This window comes from Parasphingorhabdus flavimaris (assembly GCF_013371215.1).
GTDB lineage: Bacteria > Pseudomonadota > Alphaproteobacteria > Sphingomonadales > Sphingomonadaceae > Parasphingorhabdus > Parasphingorhabdus flavimaris.
Genome location: NZ_JABWMH010000002.1, coordinates 203,175 through 218,258 on the forward strand (window position 1 = coordinate 203,175; position 15,084 = coordinate 218,258).

At 58.7% G+C, this 15,084-nt stretch carries 16 protein-coding genes; 11 read left to right on the forward strand and 5 right to left on the reverse strand.

The genetic code is table 11. The features are described 5' to 3' along the window. Positions 1 to 39: 39 nt before the first annotated feature. The 6 genes from HUO14_RS05705 (at position 40) to HUO14_RS05730 (ending at position 6,396) form a co-directional block, all read left to right on the forward strand. Positions 40 to 429, forward strand: coding sequence for a GxxExxY protein (locus tag HUO14_RS05705; protein WP_176278928.1), 390 nt, complete (start codon positions 40 to 42; stop codon positions 427 to 429). Between the two features lie 45 nt (positions 430 to 474). After that, a complete protein-coding gene (locus tag HUO14_RS05710; RefSeq protein ID WP_176278929.1) occupies positions 475 to 1,530 on the forward strand; it encodes a metal-dependent hydrolase in 1,056 nt (351 codons plus the stop codon). Further along, the gene (locus HUO14_RS05715; RefSeq protein ID WP_176278930.1) at positions 1,527 to 2,915 is read left to right on the forward strand and encodes a cryptochrome/photolyase family protein; all 1,389 of its coding nucleotides are present in this window, start codon (positions 1,527 to 1,529) and stop codon (positions 2,913 to 2,915) included. The genes HUO14_RS05710 and HUO14_RS05715 overlap by 4 nt, the downstream gene beginning before the upstream one ends. A 160-nt stretch (positions 2,916 to 3,075) precedes the next feature. Beyond that, a complete protein-coding gene (locus HUO14_RS05720; RefSeq protein ID WP_176278931.1) occupies positions 3,076 to 3,858 on the forward strand; it encodes an SDR family oxidoreductase in 783 nt (260 codons plus the stop codon). Positions 3,859 to 3,925: 67 nt separating this feature from the next. Continuing rightward, entirely contained in the window at positions 3,926 to 5,170 is a 1,245-nt protein-coding gene (locus HUO14_RS05725) for an SAM-dependent methyltransferase (protein WP_176278932.1), read from the forward strand. Between the two features lie 20 nt (positions 5,171 to 5,190). Further along, positions 5,191 to 6,396: a serine hydrolase domain-containing protein gene (locus tag HUO14_RS05730; RefSeq protein ID WP_176278933.1), complete on the forward strand. Its 1,206-nt coding sequence runs from the start codon at positions 5,191 to 5,193 to the stop codon at positions 6,394 to 6,396. Here the strand turns inward: HUO14_RS05730 and HUO14_RS05735 are convergent. Then, positions 6,389 to 7,090, reverse strand: a complete 702-nt coding sequence (locus tag HUO14_RS05735; RefSeq protein WP_176278934.1) for an SDR family NAD(P)-dependent oxidoreductase — start codon at positions 7,088 to 7,090, stop codon at positions 6,389 to 6,391. The genes HUO14_RS05730 and HUO14_RS05735 overlap by 8 nt on opposite strands. 2 nt (positions 7,091 to 7,092) lie before the next feature. After that, on the reverse strand, positions 7,093 to 8,616 hold the full coding sequence (purF, locus tag HUO14_RS05740) for an amidophosphoribosyltransferase (RefSeq protein ID WP_176278935.1): 1,524 nt from the start codon (positions 8,614 to 8,616) through the stop codon (positions 7,093 to 7,095). Positions 8,617 to 8,793: 177 nt separating this feature from the next. On the opposite strand from purF, the gene hisI reads away from it, so the two are divergent. The 4 genes from hisI to HUO14_RS05760 are packed head-to-tail and all read left to right on the forward strand — an operon-like array spanning position 8,794 to position 12,017. Continuing rightward, complete coding sequence (gene hisI, locus HUO14_RS05745) at positions 8,794 to 9,165, forward strand: phosphoribosyl-AMP cyclohydrolase (RefSeq protein WP_176278936.1); 372 nt, start codon at positions 8,794 to 8,796, stop codon at positions 9,163 to 9,165. Further along, entirely contained in the window at positions 9,162 to 9,686 is a 525-nt protein-coding gene (locus HUO14_RS05750; RefSeq protein ID WP_176278937.1) for a hypothetical protein, read from the forward strand. Before hisI ends, HUO14_RS05750 begins: the two co-directional genes overlap by 4 nt. A 37-nt stretch (positions 9,687 to 9,723) precedes the next feature. Then, entirely contained in the window at positions 9,724 to 10,161 is a 438-nt protein-coding gene (locus tag HUO14_RS05755) for a MerR family transcriptional regulator (RefSeq protein ID WP_176278938.1), read from the forward strand. 53 nt (positions 10,162 to 10,214) lie between these two features. Then, the gene (locus HUO14_RS05760) at positions 10,215 to 12,017 is read left to right on the forward strand and encodes an acyl-CoA dehydrogenase C-terminal domain-containing protein (protein WP_176278939.1); all 1,803 of its coding nucleotides are present in this window, start codon (positions 10,215 to 10,217) and stop codon (positions 12,015 to 12,017) included. Positions 12,018 to 12,026: 9 nt separating this feature from the next. Here HUO14_RS05760 and HUO14_RS05765 read toward each other — a convergent pair whose 3' ends face one another. Next, on the reverse strand, positions 12,027 to 12,812 hold the full coding sequence (locus tag HUO14_RS05765) for an aspartyl/asparaginyl beta-hydroxylase domain-containing protein (RefSeq protein WP_176278940.1): 786 nt from the start codon (positions 12,810 to 12,812) through the stop codon (positions 12,027 to 12,029). A gap of 272 nt (positions 12,813 to 13,084) precedes the next feature. Here HUO14_RS05765 and HUO14_RS05770 point away from each other — a divergent pair, with 272 nt between their 5' ends. Further along, positions 13,085 to 13,357: a hypothetical protein gene (locus HUO14_RS05770; RefSeq protein ID WP_176278941.1), complete on the forward strand. Its 273-nt coding sequence runs from the start codon at positions 13,085 to 13,087 to the stop codon at positions 13,355 to 13,357. Between the two features lie 52 nt (positions 13,358 to 13,409). Here HUO14_RS05770 and HUO14_RS05775 read toward each other — a convergent pair whose 3' ends face one another. Both HUO14_RS05775 and cysK read right to left on the reverse strand, forming a co-directional pair. Then, positions 13,410 to 14,153, reverse strand: a complete 744-nt coding sequence (locus HUO14_RS05775) for a dienelactone hydrolase family protein (RefSeq protein ID WP_176278942.1) — start codon at positions 14,151 to 14,153, stop codon at positions 13,410 to 13,412. Continuing rightward, entirely contained in the window at positions 14,150 to 15,070 is a 921-nt protein-coding gene (gene cysK, locus HUO14_RS05780; RefSeq protein WP_176278943.1) for a cysteine synthase A, read from the reverse strand. Before cysK ends, HUO14_RS05775 begins: the two co-directional genes overlap by 4 nt. Positions 15,071 to 15,084 lie beyond the last annotated feature (14 nt).

Below are 15,084 nucleotides of genomic sequence, written 5' to 3' on the forward strand. Positions count from 1 at the left end.
GGGACTCGCACGAAGACACGAAGGCACTAAGATGTCGGCGTGGAACGTATTGAAGAATTCGCCAAAGTCTGTGTTGATTGTGGTTTCTGGCTGCACAAGGAGTTGGGCCCGGGACTGCTTGAATCTGCCTATGAAATATTGCTTTGCGAGAGTTTGAAAGAGAAAGGTCTTTCTGTCGAAAGACAGAGGATCATTCCTATCGTCTTCAAGGGACGAGTATTGGACGAGGCCTTTCGGGCTGACTTGATCGTTGAAAATCGACTGTTGATAGAGTTGAAGTCTACCGAACGCTACGCCCCTGTTCACGCCAAGCAGCTGTTGACCTATCTGCGTCTGATGGATTTGCCGCTCGGTTTCCTGATGAATTTTGGCGCAGCCACTTTCAAAGAAGGCGTAAAACGGATAGCCAATGATTATTATGCAATCTAAGCACTTCTTTCTTTGTGACTTTGTGTCTTCGTGTGAGCAAAAAATTTGGACAATCTGACCCACAGCCTTGCCGGTGCCGTTCTCGGCCAGATGGGGCTCAAGAAAAAAACCGGCCTCGGCATGGCGACGCTAATCATCGCCGCCAATATTCCGGATATCGACGCGGTGGCGACCTTGCTCGACGGGGTGCAGCATCTGGCGATTCGGCGCGGGATCACCCACGGGCCGATCGCGATGTTGTTGCTGCCGCTGCTGCTGACCGGGATCATGATCGGCTTTGACCGCTGGCAAGGGATGCGGGGGAAGCGGCCTGCTGATCGCCTGCCGATCCACAGGGGCTGGTTGCTGGCGCTGGCCTATATCGGCTGTCTCAGCCATCCGGCGCTCGACTGGCTCAACAGCTATGGCATCCGCCTGCTAGAGCCCTTTTCATCGCAATGGTTTTATGGCGACAGCATCTTCATCATCGATATCTGGATCTGGGCGGCGCTGATCGCGGGCCTGTGGCTTTCGCGGCGGCGCGAGAAGAAGCGGGCTGGCAACTGGCAGCGACCCGCGTGGATCAGCTTTGCTGCGGTCTGCGCCTATATCTTTGCCAATGGCATGATCACCGGCAAGGCAGAAGCGGAGACTGCGAAAGCGGTCGAACAAATGATCGGGGCGGCGCCTGAACTTGTGGTGGCCAATCCGATACCGGTGATGTTCTGGAAACGGGATATGCTCTGGCAGATGCCGATTGCTCCCGATTCGGACGTTCCCGGAGAAAATCAATATGGTGCGGGAGCCTATAGTCTCTTCAATCGAGAACAGCCGATGCCCGATGGCGCGATCGTGAAAAACTTGATGATCAATGAGATAATTCGCTATTCGCGGGACACCGACAAAAATGTCGATGCGTTTCTATTCTGGTCCCGGCTACCTGTAATCCGGGAAAATGTAGAGCTGGAGTCCGAGCAAGGGGTGTCGATACAATTTGGTGATATGCGGTTTCTTGATCCGATCGTCGCCGATAGGTTTTCCGTGCGGCTTGTTGTTCCATGGAATATCTTCATGGAGACAGCTAATGAAAGGGGTATAAAGGAAGGCTCTGTTGTCGAATGACAAAACCCAAAATTATCTGGTTCCGCCGCGATCTGCGCCTTTCTGACCAGGCGGCTGTGGCCGCCGCGTCCGACAGCCCCGTCATCCCGGTCTATATTCTCGACGATGAAACGCCGAAACACCGCATCATGGGCGGGGCTTCGCGCTGGTGGCTACACCGGTCACTGGAAGAATTGGAAGCATGTTTGCAGAGTCTGGGGTCGCGGCTGATCCTGCGGCAGGGGCCGGCTGCAGAGCATTTGGCCGAAATTGTCAAATCGAGTGGCGCGGATGAAATCCATGCGTTGCACCATTACGAGCCGTGGTGGATCAATGCCGAGAGGATGTTGGAAAAATCTCTCGGCGACGAGGCCCGGCTGATCCTGCACGACGGCAATTATCTGCTGCCGCCTGGGACGGTGACGACCGGAGCCGGTACGCCCTATAAAATCTACACGCCGTTCTGGAAGGCGCTGCGCCAGCATATGCCGCCGGGGGAAGCCGCTCCCGCGCCTGAAAGCCTCGATGCACCGGACAACTGGCCGGACAGCGATGCTCTGGACGACTGGGGGCTCTTGCCGACCAAGCCGAACTGGGCCGCCGCTTTTGGTGACCATTGGCAACCCGGGTCGGCGGGCGCGGAGGATAATCTCGAGGATTTTGCCGACAAGGCGGCGGACTATGACGAGGGCCGCAACCTGCCGTCTGAGGAACTGGTCTCCCGCCTGTCGCCGCATCTGCATTTCGGCGAGATCAGCCCGGCGACGGTCTGGAACCGGCTGGCGGGGCAGGGGAGCAAGGTCGAGACCTATCTTAAGGAGCTGGTCTGGCGCGACTATGCGCAAAATGTGATCGACCAGTTCCCGCAATATGGCGGCGAGAGCTATCGCGAGAAAATGCGCGCGCTACCGTGGCGGGATTTGGGCGATGATGCGGTGAAGGCCGATTTCGGGGCCTGGTGTCAGGGCCGGACCGGCTATCCGATCGTCGATGCCGGGATGCGGGAATTGTGGGCGACCGGCTGGATGCACAATCGTGTCAGGATGATTGCGGCGAGCTTCCTGATCAAGCATCTGCTGATCGACTGGCGCGAGGGCGAGAAATGGTTCTGGGACACTCTGGTCGACGCCGATTACGCCTCCAACAGCGTCAACTGGCAATGGGTGTCGGGCACCGGCGTCGACAGCAACATGTTCGTGCGGATCATGGCGCCGCTGACGCAGTCGGAAAAGTTCGATGCGGGCGATTATATCCGCCAATGGGTGCCGGAACTGGCGGAAATTGATGATCCTTATATTCACGATCCGGAGGATCATGGTTGCAGGCCGGCGGATTATCCCGCCAAGATCATCGGCCACAAGGAGGCGAGACAACGCGCCCTCGGCGCTTATGCAAAGGTCAAATGAGCCGGGGAATTGAAATCTGCGCGCCGGGCAGCTATCACTGGAGCGCAGATCACAAGGATATCGGGTCGATGAACGAGTAGGTCGCCGTCAGGCACTATCAAAATATGCGCGCTCCAGTCCGCCGGGCTGGACATTTTGACACCTATATTCAGGATCTATCATGCACAGATTATCAGGAAAATTTTGCCTTATCACCGGTGCTGCCCGCGGCATCGGCAAGGCGATTGCCAGGGCCTTTGTCGACGAAGGCGCGACGGTTCTGCTTACCGACTGCGATGCCGAGATGCTGCAGGCCGCCGGGGAAGAACTGGGCTGCGACACATTGCCGCTGGACGTGGAGCAGGAGGCGGACTGGGAACGACTTGCCGCCTTGCACCCGAGGGCCGATGTTGTGGTCAATAATGCGGGCGTCACCGGCTTTGAAAAGGGCGTGGGGCCGCATGACCCGGAAAATGCCTCGCTCGAAGACTGGCGCGCTGTCCACCGGGTCAATCTGGACGGGACCTTTCTCGGCTGTCGCTATGCGATCAGGGCGATGAAGGACAAGGGAACGGGATCGATCATCAACATCTCGTCGCGCTCCGGGCTGGTCGGCATACCCGGCGCAGCGGCTTATGCCTCGTCCAAGGCCGCCATCCGCAACCACAGCAAGTCGGTTGCGCTTTATTGTGCGCAGCAGGGCTGGCAGATTCGCTGCAATTCGATCCATCCCGCCGCGATCATGACGCCGATGTGGGAAACGATGCTGGGCGAGGGCGAAGCGCGGGCAGAATCGGAAAAGGCTTTGGTCCGCGATACGCCGCTGCAGCGGTTCGGCAAGGACAGCGAAGTGGCGGCGATCGCGGTGCTGCTGGCATCGGACGAAGCGACCTATATCACCGGCTCGGAACTCAATATCGATGGCGGCATTCTTGCCGGGTCGGCAGCGGCCCCGGGAAGCTGACCGGTCACCGGGAACTAAGGGATAGTTCTACGTTGCCAAGCGGTTAACGCTGGTCCATATTTGCGCCATGAACGTCGAAACTCCCAAACGCGGGCAGCATCTGCTGGATGCGCGCAAACGCTTTGCCACCGGCAGCGGTTTTTTCGCGCGCCTGTTCGCGCCGGGCTTTCACCATATTCTCGACCGGATCGATGCGGGCATGGATCATGGCACGTTCGAGGGCAAATTGCCCGACGGGACCACTAGAATATTGGGCGGCCGCGGCGACGGGCCGATGGTGACGGTCGATCTGCACAGCTGGAATGCCCTGCTGCGGCTGATCAACGGCGGATCGGTCGGCTGGTATCGGGCATGGGAACTGGGCGAGTGGGAAAGTGACGATCTGGTGTCGGTGTTCGACCTGTTCACCCGCAACCGCGAGGGGCTGAAAAGCACCGGTCGGGCTTCCGGTTTTTTCAACTGGGTGGTCAAGCGTCATCACAAGAAACGTGGCAATGACAAACGGCGCGCACGGCAGAATATTCAATATCATTATGACCTCGGTAACGATTTCTACCGCCTTTGGCTTGACGAGAGCATGAGCTATTCCAGTGCGATTTTTTCTAATAAAAACAATAGCCTGGCTGATGCACAGCATGACAAGATCGCGTCCATTGCGGAGCGGTTGTTGGCCAGTCCAGGCGACAGCGTGCTGGAAATCGGCTGTGGCTGGGGCTCGCTTTCCGGCAGTCTGGCGCGCGATCATGGTCTTGACGTGACCGGCATTTCGCTGTCCGACGAGCAGACCGCCTGGGCGCGGGAACATCATCCCGAGGCCCAGTTCCTGATACAGGATTACCGCGACGTGGAGGGGCAATATGATGCCATCGCCAGCGTCGAGATGGTCGAGGCGGTCGGTCAGCAATATTGGCCCGATTTTCTCGATTGCATCGCGCGAAACCTGAAGCCCGGCGGCCGGGCGGCGGTGCAATATATCTCGATTGCCGATGATATTTTCGAACAATATGCCTCCAGCGCCGACTTTATCCAGACCTATATATTCCCCGGCGGCATGCTGCTTTCGGAAAGCCGCTTCCGGGCACTGGCCGAGGAGCGCGGGCTGCAATGGAGCGACCAGCAGAATTTCGGCCTCGACTATGCGGAGACGCTGAGAATCTGGCGCGAGCGTTTCGACGATGCGGTCGAACGCGGGGCACTGCCGACCGGTTTCGACGAGCGGTTCGTCCGGCTCTGGCGTTTCTATCTCGCTTATTGCGAAGGTGGTTTTCGCGGCGGCGGCATCGATGTCGCACAGGTTACATTGATAAAATAAACATAATAGCGGGAGAACGGATGATGAGGATTTTGGGGACATTGGCATTGCTGGGCGCAACCTGCCTGAGCCTGACGGCGTGCGAGCAGGTGCAGAAAGCGGCGGCCGACGTTGCCGGTCTGCCGACCGACAAGAATATCCTGTTCTGGACCGATGCACAGCGCGACAAGGCTTTCCGGATGATGGACACATTGGCCCCGTCCAACACGATTGAAGCTGGTGATAATCCACGGAAACTGGAGGCCGGAAATCCGCTGCCGGACAGTTTCGAAATTGCCGGCAAACCGCTGTCGATCAGCGAATATATGGAGCAGCAAAGGCTGGCCGGGATGGTCATTTTGCAGGATGGCAAGATCCGCAAGGAAGAATATCGCCGCGATTTCGAACAGGACGACCGCTGGACCTCTTTCTCGGTTGCCAAGTCGCTGGTCTCGACGCTGGTCGGTGCGGCGATCAAGGACGGGCATATCAAGTCGATCGACGATCCGCTGACCGCCTATATCCCGGAGCTCAAGGGCAGCGGCTATGACGGGGTCACGGTATTGCAGCTGCTGACCATGACCTCGGGGGTGAAGTGGAACGAGGATTATGCCGATCCGAAATCCGATGTGGCGCTGTTCAACGAAACCAAGCCGGTCGACGGCATGGATCCGATCATCGTCTACATGAAGACGCTGGAGAACGAAGCGACGCCGGGCACGCGCTGGCAGTATAATACCGGCGAGACCAATCTGATCGGGGTGCTGGTGGCAAAGGCAACCGGCAAGACATTATCTGAATATCTGTCCGAAAAGGTCTGGAAGCCTTATGGCATGGGGCAGGATGCGGAATGGCTGCTCAACGAAGGCGGCAAGGAAATCGGCGGTTGCTGCATTTCCGCGACGGTTCGCGACTATGCGCTGTTCGGACAGTTTGCGATGGACGGCGGCAAGATCGGCGGGACTTCGGTCGTGCCCGACGGCTGGTTTGCCAAGGCCGGCAAGAAACAGGCGGACATTGGCGCACCGGGACGCGGCTATGGCTATCAGTGGTGGACCTTTGATGACGGCAGCTTTGCCGGTCAGGGCATTTTCGGCCAGGGGATCTTTATCGATCCGGCGCACAAGCTGGTAATTGCCACCAACGGCAACTGGCCGAGCGCGTCACCCGACGAGCAGAAGAACCAGCGGAACGCCTTTTACGAAGCGGTGCAGAAATATGTGGCGGCAGAGCCGCCGGTCAGCTGACCTGGAAATGCTCGCCGGTTTCGAAATCGCTGGCGAGTATTTCCACCAGCCGGTCGGCGACCGCCGAGGGTGGCTTGAGACTGGCCGGATCTTCGCCCGGATAGGCGCTGGCGCGCATTTCGGTGCGGGTCTTGCCGGGATCGACAATCGCCGTGCGAATCTTGCCCAGATTGCGCATTTCTTCACCATAACTGAGCACAAGTGTCTCAAGAGCGGCTTTTGATGCACCATATGCGCCCCAAAATGCACGCGGCTTGCGACCGACGCTGCTGGTGATTGCCAGCAGGCGGGCGTTTTCGCTTTTGCGGAGCATCGGATCAAATCCGGCAATCAGGGCCTGCTGTGCGATCAGATTGAGCGTCAGGACCTTGTTGAATTCCTTGCCATCAATGGCGGGAACCGGTCCCAGCGATCCGAGCATGGCGGCGTTGAGCACGAGGATATCGAGCCCGTCCCATCGACCGGAGATTGCGGTGGCGAGACGCCCGATGCTGTCGCCGTCGGTCAGGTCGAGCGGCGCGATGGTCGCGTTGCCGCCGGCCTGATGGATCTGCTCTTCGATCTTTTCGAGATCGTCGGCGCTGCGCGCGGTGATGACGACATGGGCGCCTTCTTTCGCCAGGGCGAGGGCGGTCGCCGCACCGATACCGCGGCTTGCACCCGTAACGAGCGCCAGTTGACCTTCAAACTTCATAGTCAGTTCGCGGATTGCTTGAGGCGGGGCAGGTCGCCGGATGGTTCATGGTCCCGCGCCGTGCCGGATGAATCCGATCGCTCGTTGAGCATCGTCAGCTGGTCCGTTTCCTCCTCGCCATCGCGGTCGGTGAGAACGGTCGGATAGGCGCCGGTGAAACAGGCGTCGCAATATTGCGGCTGGAGATCGTGGCGGGTGTCTTCACCCGCAGCGCGGTAGAGACCGTCGATCGAGACAAATGCCAGGCTGTCGGCCTGGATGAATTCGCGCATTTCCTCGATCGATTTGCGGGCGGCGAGCAGCTTTTCCCGCTTCGGCGTGTTCACACCATAGAAGCAGCTGTGCATCGTCGGCGGGCTGGCGATCCGCATATGGACTTCGGCAGCACCGGCTTCGCGCATCATCTGGACGATCTTGAGGCTGGTGGTGCCGCGCACAATCGAGTCGTCGACCAGCACGATTTTCTTGCCGTTGACCAATGGCCGGTTGGCATTGTGCTTCAGTTTGACTCCGAGATGGCGAACGCCGTCGCCCGGCTGGATGAAGGTCCGACCGACATAATGCGACCGGATGATGCCCAGTTCGAACGGGATGCCCGATTGTTCGGAAAAGCCGAGCGCGGCAGGCGTGCCGCTGTCCGGCACCGGGATGACATAATCCGCATCGACCGGGCTTTCGATCGCCAGCTGCGCGCCGATCCCCTTGCGCACGCTGTAAACCGAGCTGCCATCGACAATCGAATCGGGGCGCGAGAAATAGACATGTTCGAAAATGCAGGGCCGGGCCTGATTGTTCGGGAAGGGACGATGGGAGCGCAGTTCACCGTTGGTAACCACGATCAGTTCGCCGGGTTCGACGCTGCGGACATATTCGGCGCCGACCAGATCGAGCGCAACGGTTTCGGAAGCGAAGACATAGGCTTCGCCAATCCGGCCCATCACCAGCGGACGGATGCCGAGCGGATCGCGGCAGGCAATCATGCCTTCGGCGGTCATGCAGATCAGAGAATAAGCGCCTTCGACCTGCTTCAGGGCATCGATGAACTTGTCGAGCAGGGTGCGATATTTGGATGTGGCGACGAGATGGATAATGACCTCGGTGTCACTGGTCGACTGGAAAATCGAGCCATGGCGGACCAGTTCGTCCCGCAGTGCCAGGGCATTGGAAATATTGCCATTATGGGCGATGGCGAAGCCGCCGGACGCGAGGTCGGCTTCGAGCGGCTGGACGTTGCGCAACGTGCCCGCGCCGGTGGTCGAATAGCGGACATGGCCGCAGGCGGAATCGCCGCGCAGCCGGTTGATTATTTCTTCGCTGTCGAAATTACCGGCGACCGGGCCGAGCGCGCGGTGGCTGTAAAATTCCTTGCCGTTGCGGCAGGTGATGCCGGCGGCTTCCTGACCACGGTGCTGGAGGGCGTGGAGGCCGAGCGCAACCATGGCGGCGGCGTCGTCAATGCCGGCGATCCCGAACACGCCACACTCTTCCCGTAGCTTGTCGTCATCAAACGGGTGGGTTGTCAGCATATCTCACCTGGCTTCTAAGTGGTCGGGCGGGGAATGCCTGCCATATAGGTTTGAAACAGGGCTTTGTCTGCCCCCAATGTCATAAAATCATCATATCGGGCGATTGAGCAAGCCGCTACGGCATCAATAGCGCCATTAGCCGTTGCGCATAGGCCGATCGGGTCTTAATTCACCGCTATGACAGACAGAAAAAATGATCCCGAAACCGGCACTATGCTCCAGCCGAAATATGATTCGAACGGTCTGGTCACCGCGGTGGTCACCGATGATTCGTCCGGCGAGCTGCTGATGCTGGCGCACATGAATGCCGAGGCGCTGCAATTGACGCAGGATAGCGGGGTCGCCCATTTCTACTCCCGCAGCCGCCAGTGTCTGTGGAAGAAGGGCGAAACATCGGGCAATATATTGTCGGTCACCGAGATGCGGATCGATTGCGATCAGGATGCGCTGTGGATCAAGGCTGTACCGGCCGGCCCCGCCTGCCATACCGGCCAGACCAGTTGCTTCTATCGCAAGATTGTTGCCGGAAAGCTGGAACCGGTCGCGTGAGACTTGCCGTTGCGCTGCTGTTGACAATGTCTCTGGCAGGTTGTGGCGCCGGTGAGTCCGGGCCAGACGAGCAGGCTGCGGAAGTTTCCTCGCTGGAACAGGCGGCGATCGATGCCGGCGTCATACCCGATGTCCGCAAAGTCACCTTGTCTGGCGCTTTCGAGCGGCAAAGCGATCTCGGCACCGACAGTTTCTGCGCGGTCGGCAATGACGAGAATGGCTATCAGGTCGGGATGATCGCCGTTTTCGGGCCGGACAGCAAATGCGAGGGCATGGGCGAAGCGGAGCGCGATGGCGAAAATGTCCGGATCACCCTCAACAGCGAAGAAAAATGCAGCTTTACGGCGCGTTTCGATGGTGTCGAGCTGAAAATGCCGGGCGCGCTGCCCGATAGCTGTGCGAGCTATTGCAGCCCGCGGGCGGGTTTCAACGGAGTCAGCTTCTACATGATCGGGGAGGGTGACGCGGTCGCCCGTTCTACCAGCGGTCGTGATTTCGACAATCTGTGCCCGGCTCCCTAGGCTTGACGTTTACGTTAGCGTAAGCTATGAAGCGGGCATGTCGCAATCGCCAAGCCATGCTGAAATTGACACGCCCGACCTGCAAAACCGGGAGGCCTTTACCATTTCCGACCTGTCGGAAGAATTTGGTGTAACCGCGCGGGCTTTGCGTTTCTATGAGGATGAGGGGCTGATCGCTCCGAACCGCAAGGGACTGTCGCGCGTATATACCAAACGTGACCGGGCGCGCCTTGCCTGGATCATGCGCGCCAAGAATGTCGGTTTCAGCCTGATCGAAATTCGCGAGATGATCGACCTTTATGACGTTGGTGACGGTCGCAAGACGCAGATGCAGGTCACCGTCGAAAAATGTCAGGAAAAGGTCGATACGCTGAAAAAGCAGCGCGCCGACATCGACAGTTCGATCAAGGAACTGACCGGCTTTATAAAGACTGTGCAGGACGCCATGGCGGACGCAAAAGCCCAGCATCAATAGAGGATTGACGCCGGTACCATCCGGTTGCCCCATTTGAGTAGAAAGTATTATTTATGCCTAGCTATACCGCGCCTGTTGGCGAAGTCCGTTTCATCCTCAACGAAGTTCTCAATCTGGAGAGCTATGCGAACCTGCCCGGGTTCGAAAATGCGACGCCGGAAATGGTCGACGCGATCCTGACCGAGGCCGGCAGATTTTCCAGCGAGGTCCTGCATCCGCTCAACCAGTCCGGCGACGAAGAAGGCTGCACCCGTCATGAAGACGGATCGGTCACGACGCCAAAGGGTTTCAAGGAAGCCTATCAGCAGCTTACCGACGGTGGCTGGACGACCCTGTCATCGCCGGAAGAATTCGGCGGCCAGGGCCTGCCCCGGGTGATCGGCAATGCGGTGATGGAGTTCATGGTCTCGGCCAACCAGGCGCTGGAAATGTACACCGGCCTGACCCAGGGCGCGATTGCATCCATTCTCACCGAGGGCAGTGAAGAGCAGAAGCAGACTTACGCGACCCAGATGATCTCCGGCAAATGGACCGGAACGATGAATCTGACCGAAGCGCATTGCGGTACCGATCTCGGCCTGATCCGCACCAAGGCGGAACCGATGCCCGGCGGCAGCTACGCGATCACCGGCCAGAAGATTTTTATCTCTGCCGGCGAGCATGACATGGCGGAAAATATCATTCACCTCGTGCTGGCCAAGACCCCGGGCGCGCCCGACAGCTCCAAGGGCATTTCGCTCTTCATCGTGCCGAAATTCCTCGTCAACGATGACGGCTCGCTGGGCGAACGCAATGGTGTCAGCTGTGGTTCGATCGAGGAAAAAATGGGCATCCACGGCAATGCAACCTGCGTGATGAACTATGACGGTGCCACCGGCTATATGGTCGGCGAAGAGAATAAGGGTCTGCGGGCGATGTTCATCATGATGAACGCGGCGCGTCTGGGCGTTGGCCTGCAGGGGCTGGCGCAGGGCGAAATCGCCTATCAGAATGCGGTGATCTATGCCGGTGACCGTCGCCAGGGCAGGGCGCTGACCGGTGCCCAGGATCCGGAAGAGAAAGCGGATACGCTGTTCGTCCACCCGGACGTGCGCCGGATGCTGATGGACGGCAAGGCGTTTACCGAATCCATGCGCGCGCTGGTTCTGTGGGGCGCTTTGCAGGTCGATCTGGCGGACAAGGCCGAAAGCGAAGACGAGCGGCAAATGGCCGACGATCTGGTCAGCCTGCTGACGCCGGTGATCAAGGGCTATGGTACGGCCAAGGGCTATGACATCTGCACGGAATCGCAGCAGGTCTATGGCGGACACGGCTATATCAAGGAATGGGGCATGGAACAGTTCGTGCGCGATGCGCGGATTGCCATGATCTATGAAGGCACCAACGGCATCCAGGCGATGGATCTGGTCGGTCGCAAGCTCGGCCAGAATGGTGGCCGCGCCGTCCAGGCCTTCTTCAAGGTGGTTGCCGACGAGATTGCGGAAGCCAAGGGTCACGAAAAACTCTCCGGATTTGCCGAAGCCCTCGAAAAGGCCAACGGCGAGCTGCAGAAAGCGACGATGTGGTTCATGCAGCACGGCATGGCCAATCCGAACAACGCCGGCGCCGGCGCTTATCATTACATGCACATCATGGGCATCGTATCGCTCGGACTGATGTGGCTGCGGATGAGCAAGGCGGCGCAGGCCACACTTGACGCGGGTACGGACAATCCGAAATATTACGAAGCCAAGCTGGTGACCGCGCAATATTTTGCCGAGCGCTTCCTGCCCGACACCGGATCGCTGCGTCGCAAGATCGAAGGCGGTGCCGACGCGATCATGGCACTCGACCCTGAAATGTTCGGGGTCGCCTGATCCGATCGGTCAAGCGGCTTCATTCTGTTCTGCTTGTCGATAGGCTTCTTCCCAATGACCCAGGTTTCGCCGGGCATCCTGCACAAAGGGTGACCGGCGAATGCCCCATATTGCCAGATCATTGGCAAGCCTGCCGAGAAACCGCATCGGGCGTTTGACCTGGATCAGCAGGATGACCCGGCGCTGATCCGTCCGGTTGTGGACTTCGTGATATTGGCTGTCATCAAAGACCAGCCACTTGCCCGTTTCCCAGAAACAGTCGGTATCTTCGATCTGTATCACGCAATCCTCAGGCCTGTCGGGAATGATCAGACCCAGATGACAGGTCACCAGACCGTGGGTCACCCCGCGATGGCGTGGGATGACGGCTCCGGGCTCGAGGATCGAAAAAAAGGCCGAATTGAGATCGGGAATTTGGCGGACCAGTTCCGCCGTCGCCGGAGCGCGGGCGCAATTTTCCGGCACTTCATAGCCATAGCCGACCAGAAAGAACGAGCGCCAGTTGCCATCACCGGCAATTCGCGCGTGATCGGGAGAAATATCGTTGAGCGGCGGCACGGCATCGCGATGCCGCAGGATCGCGGCTGCTTCCTGGGCGATGGTTTGCCAGTTCTCGGCCAGATGATCGGTCCACGGAAACGCGCTGGCCTCGATGATCGATCCGTTGGGAATTTTTGACTGGGCCGCGGATATTCTGTTCATCGACCCGCGCAGGCGCTTGCCGAGCCTTATGATCAACGGTCTACCGCTTCCCGCCGCCGCCGTGGATATCTGCGGAACCTTCTTCGTGGACATGGCTCACAACCTTTTCGTTGATTTGGCCCAGACCCGTTCTTCTGAATTATATCCGGAATTGTGACCATTTTTCGACAAACTGGTGCCGACAATCTGTCAAAGCCGCTCTTCCGCAGCCGGTCCCGACAGATTGTGCAAATTTGCCGATGAATTGCAGAAAACAGCCGTTTAGCGCCGCTGTGAACCATATGGTCGAAGGGTGATGGACCCGGCATCGGAAATCGGCCAGCAAGGGGGTGACAGGGGAATGATATGCATAAGGAGTATATGCAATGCATTCCAAAAAAGCCGCAAACCACCTCCGCCGGATGGTGCCTTTTCTGATTACCGCATCCCTGGGATTATCGGTTACAGCCAGTGCCGCAGAGCCCGAACTTTCGGACGAAGTGCCGTCCGAAATCCCGGCCCCGACTCTGGATACCGACGGTGATGGCGTCATGGACGCATGGGATCGCAGCGGAGACGGACAACCGGACGCATGGGACACCGATGGCGACGGACAGCCCGATGCGCTCGACAATGATGGCGATGGAAAGCCTGACTAGGCCAGATATTCGATTATTATTGAAACACCGGGCCTGATTCTGGCCCGGTGTTCTACTGATACTGGCCGGGCGTCTTGTTGGTTTCGAACACTTCCTCGAACATGCTGAGCATTGCTGCCTTGCTCTGCCGGTCCGCCGATGCGTCATATTTGACTGCGTCCATCGACCGGGAGCTGCTGTTGATATCGGTAAATCCGTGGAGCACGCCGGAATAGATGTGAACGTGGCAATCGGCGCCGGAAATATCCATTTCCTCCTGAAAAGAGCGAACCTGTTTCGGCGGTACCAGCGGGTCGGCGCGGCCCTGAAACACCAATATCCTGCTTTTTATCGTCCCGCGCTTGGCTGGCAACGGTGTTGCCAGCAAGCCGTGAAAGCTAACCACTATCGCGATGTCCTCGCCGCCGCGGGCCATTTCCAGCACGATTTCTCCGCCCATGCCATAGCCGATCGCGCCGATCCGGTGGTTGCCGAGCTTTGACCGTTCGCGCAATTCGGTGAGCGCGCAGCGGAACCGCTCGCGGTAATATTCGGCATCCGCGCGCAGCTCGTTCGCCAGCGTGCGGGCTTCGCGCATGTCCTCGACGAATCCCTTGCCGTAAATATCACAGACCATCGCGCTATAGCCGAGCGCGGCCAGCCATCTCGCCCGATCATACATCTGCTTGGTCGGACCGGTGATGGTTGGCACGATCAAGATCGCCCCGCGCGGATAACGGCTGGGTTGAGCCATATATCCGGCCAATTCTACGTCACCGTGTCGATAGGTGAACTGCTGGACCTCGATGGAGCTCATTCTTCGGGCAAGAACTCTGGAACCGACAGATAGCGTTCGCCGGTGTCATAATTGAAGCCGAGGATTCTGGCCTCAGGGCCGAGATCCGGAAGCTTTTGCGCAATCGCCGCCAGCGTCGCGCCGGATGATATGCCGACCAGCATTCCCTCTTCCCTCGCGGCTTTCAGCGCCATGGCCTTGGCGTCGGCCGGTTCGACCTTGATTGCGCCGTCGATGGACTGGGTGTGGAGATTGCCCGGGATGAAGCCGGCACCAATGCCCTGGATCGGATGGGGACCCGGCTGGCCGCCGCTGATCACGGGAGAGGCAGAGGGTTCGACGGCATAGACTTTCAAATGGCTCCAATGTTCCTTCAGCACTTCTGCAACACCGGTGATATGACCGCCCGTTCCGACGCCGGTGATGATCGCGTCGAGCGGATCATCCTTGAAATCATTGAGAATCTCTATGGCGGTGGTGCGCTTGTGGACTTCGAAATTGGCGGGATTTTCGAATTGCTGCGGCATCCATGCGCCGGGAGTCTGGTCGATCAGCTCCTGTGCCCGTTCGATCGCGCCCTTCATGCCTTTTTCTTTCGGGCTGAGATCAAAGCTCGCGCCATAGGCGAGCATCAGGCGCCGGCGTTCGAGCGACATCGACTCGGGCATGACCAATATCAGTCTGTAACCCTTGACCGCCGCCACCATCGCCAGCCCGACGCCGGTATTGCCCGATGTCGGCTCGATGATTGTGCCGCCGGGCTTGAGCGCGCCGGATTTTTCCGCATCTTCGATCATCGCAAGACCGATCCGGTCCTTGATCGATCCGCCCGGGTTGGAGCGTTCCGACTTGATCCAGACATTGGCGTCGCCGAACAGGCGCTGCATCTTGATATGGGGAGTATTTCCGATTGTTTCGAGAATGTTATTGGCAATCATTATCCTGCACTCCT

Coding starts and splice junctions, on each gene's coding strand:
- HUO14_RS05715 (WP_176278930.1), top strand. CDS start 1,527: ATGACAAAACCCAAAATTATCTGGTTCCGCCGCGATCTGCGCCTTTCT.
- HUO14_RS05720 (WP_176278931.1), top strand. CDS start 3,076: ATGCACAGATTATCAGGAAAATTTTGCCTTATCACCGGTGCTGCCCGC.
- HUO14_RS05725 (WP_176278932.1), top strand. CDS start 3,926: ATGAACGTCGAAACTCCCAAACGCGGGCAGCATCTGCTGGATGCGCGC.
- HUO14_RS05730 (WP_176278933.1), top strand. CDS start 5,191: ATGATGAGGATTTTGGGGACATTGGCATTGCTGGGCGCAACCTGCCTG.
- HUO14_RS05735 (WP_176278934.1), bottom strand. CDS start 7,090: ATGAAGTTTGAAGGTCAACTGGCGCTCGTTACGGGTGCAAGCCGCGGT.
- purF (WP_176278935.1), bottom strand. CDS start 8,616: ATGCTGACAACCCACCCGTTTGATGACGACAAGCTACGGGAAGAGTGT.
- hisI (WP_176278936.1), top strand. CDS start 8,794: ATGACAGACAGAAAAAATGATCCCGAAACCGGCACTATGCTCCAGCCG.
- HUO14_RS05755 (WP_176278938.1), top strand. CDS start 9,724: ATGTCGCAATCGCCAAGCCATGCTGAAATTGACACGCCCGACCTGCAA.
- HUO14_RS05760 (WP_176278939.1), top strand. CDS start 10,215: ATGCCTAGCTATACCGCGCCTGTTGGCGAAGTCCGTTTCATCCTCAAC.
- HUO14_RS05765 (WP_176278940.1), bottom strand. CDS start 12,812: ATGTCCACGAAGAAGGTTCCGCAGATATCCACGGCGGCGGCGGGAAGC.
- HUO14_RS05770 (WP_176278941.1), top strand. CDS start 13,085: ATGCATTCCAAAAAAGCCGCAAACCACCTCCGCCGGATGGTGCCTTTT.
- HUO14_RS05775 (WP_176278942.1), bottom strand. CDS start 14,153: ATGAGCTCCATCGAGGTCCAGCAGTTCACCTATCGACACGGTGACGTA.
- cysK (WP_176278943.1), bottom strand. CDS start 15,070: ATGATTGCCAATAACATTCTCGAAACAATCGGAAATACTCCCCATATC.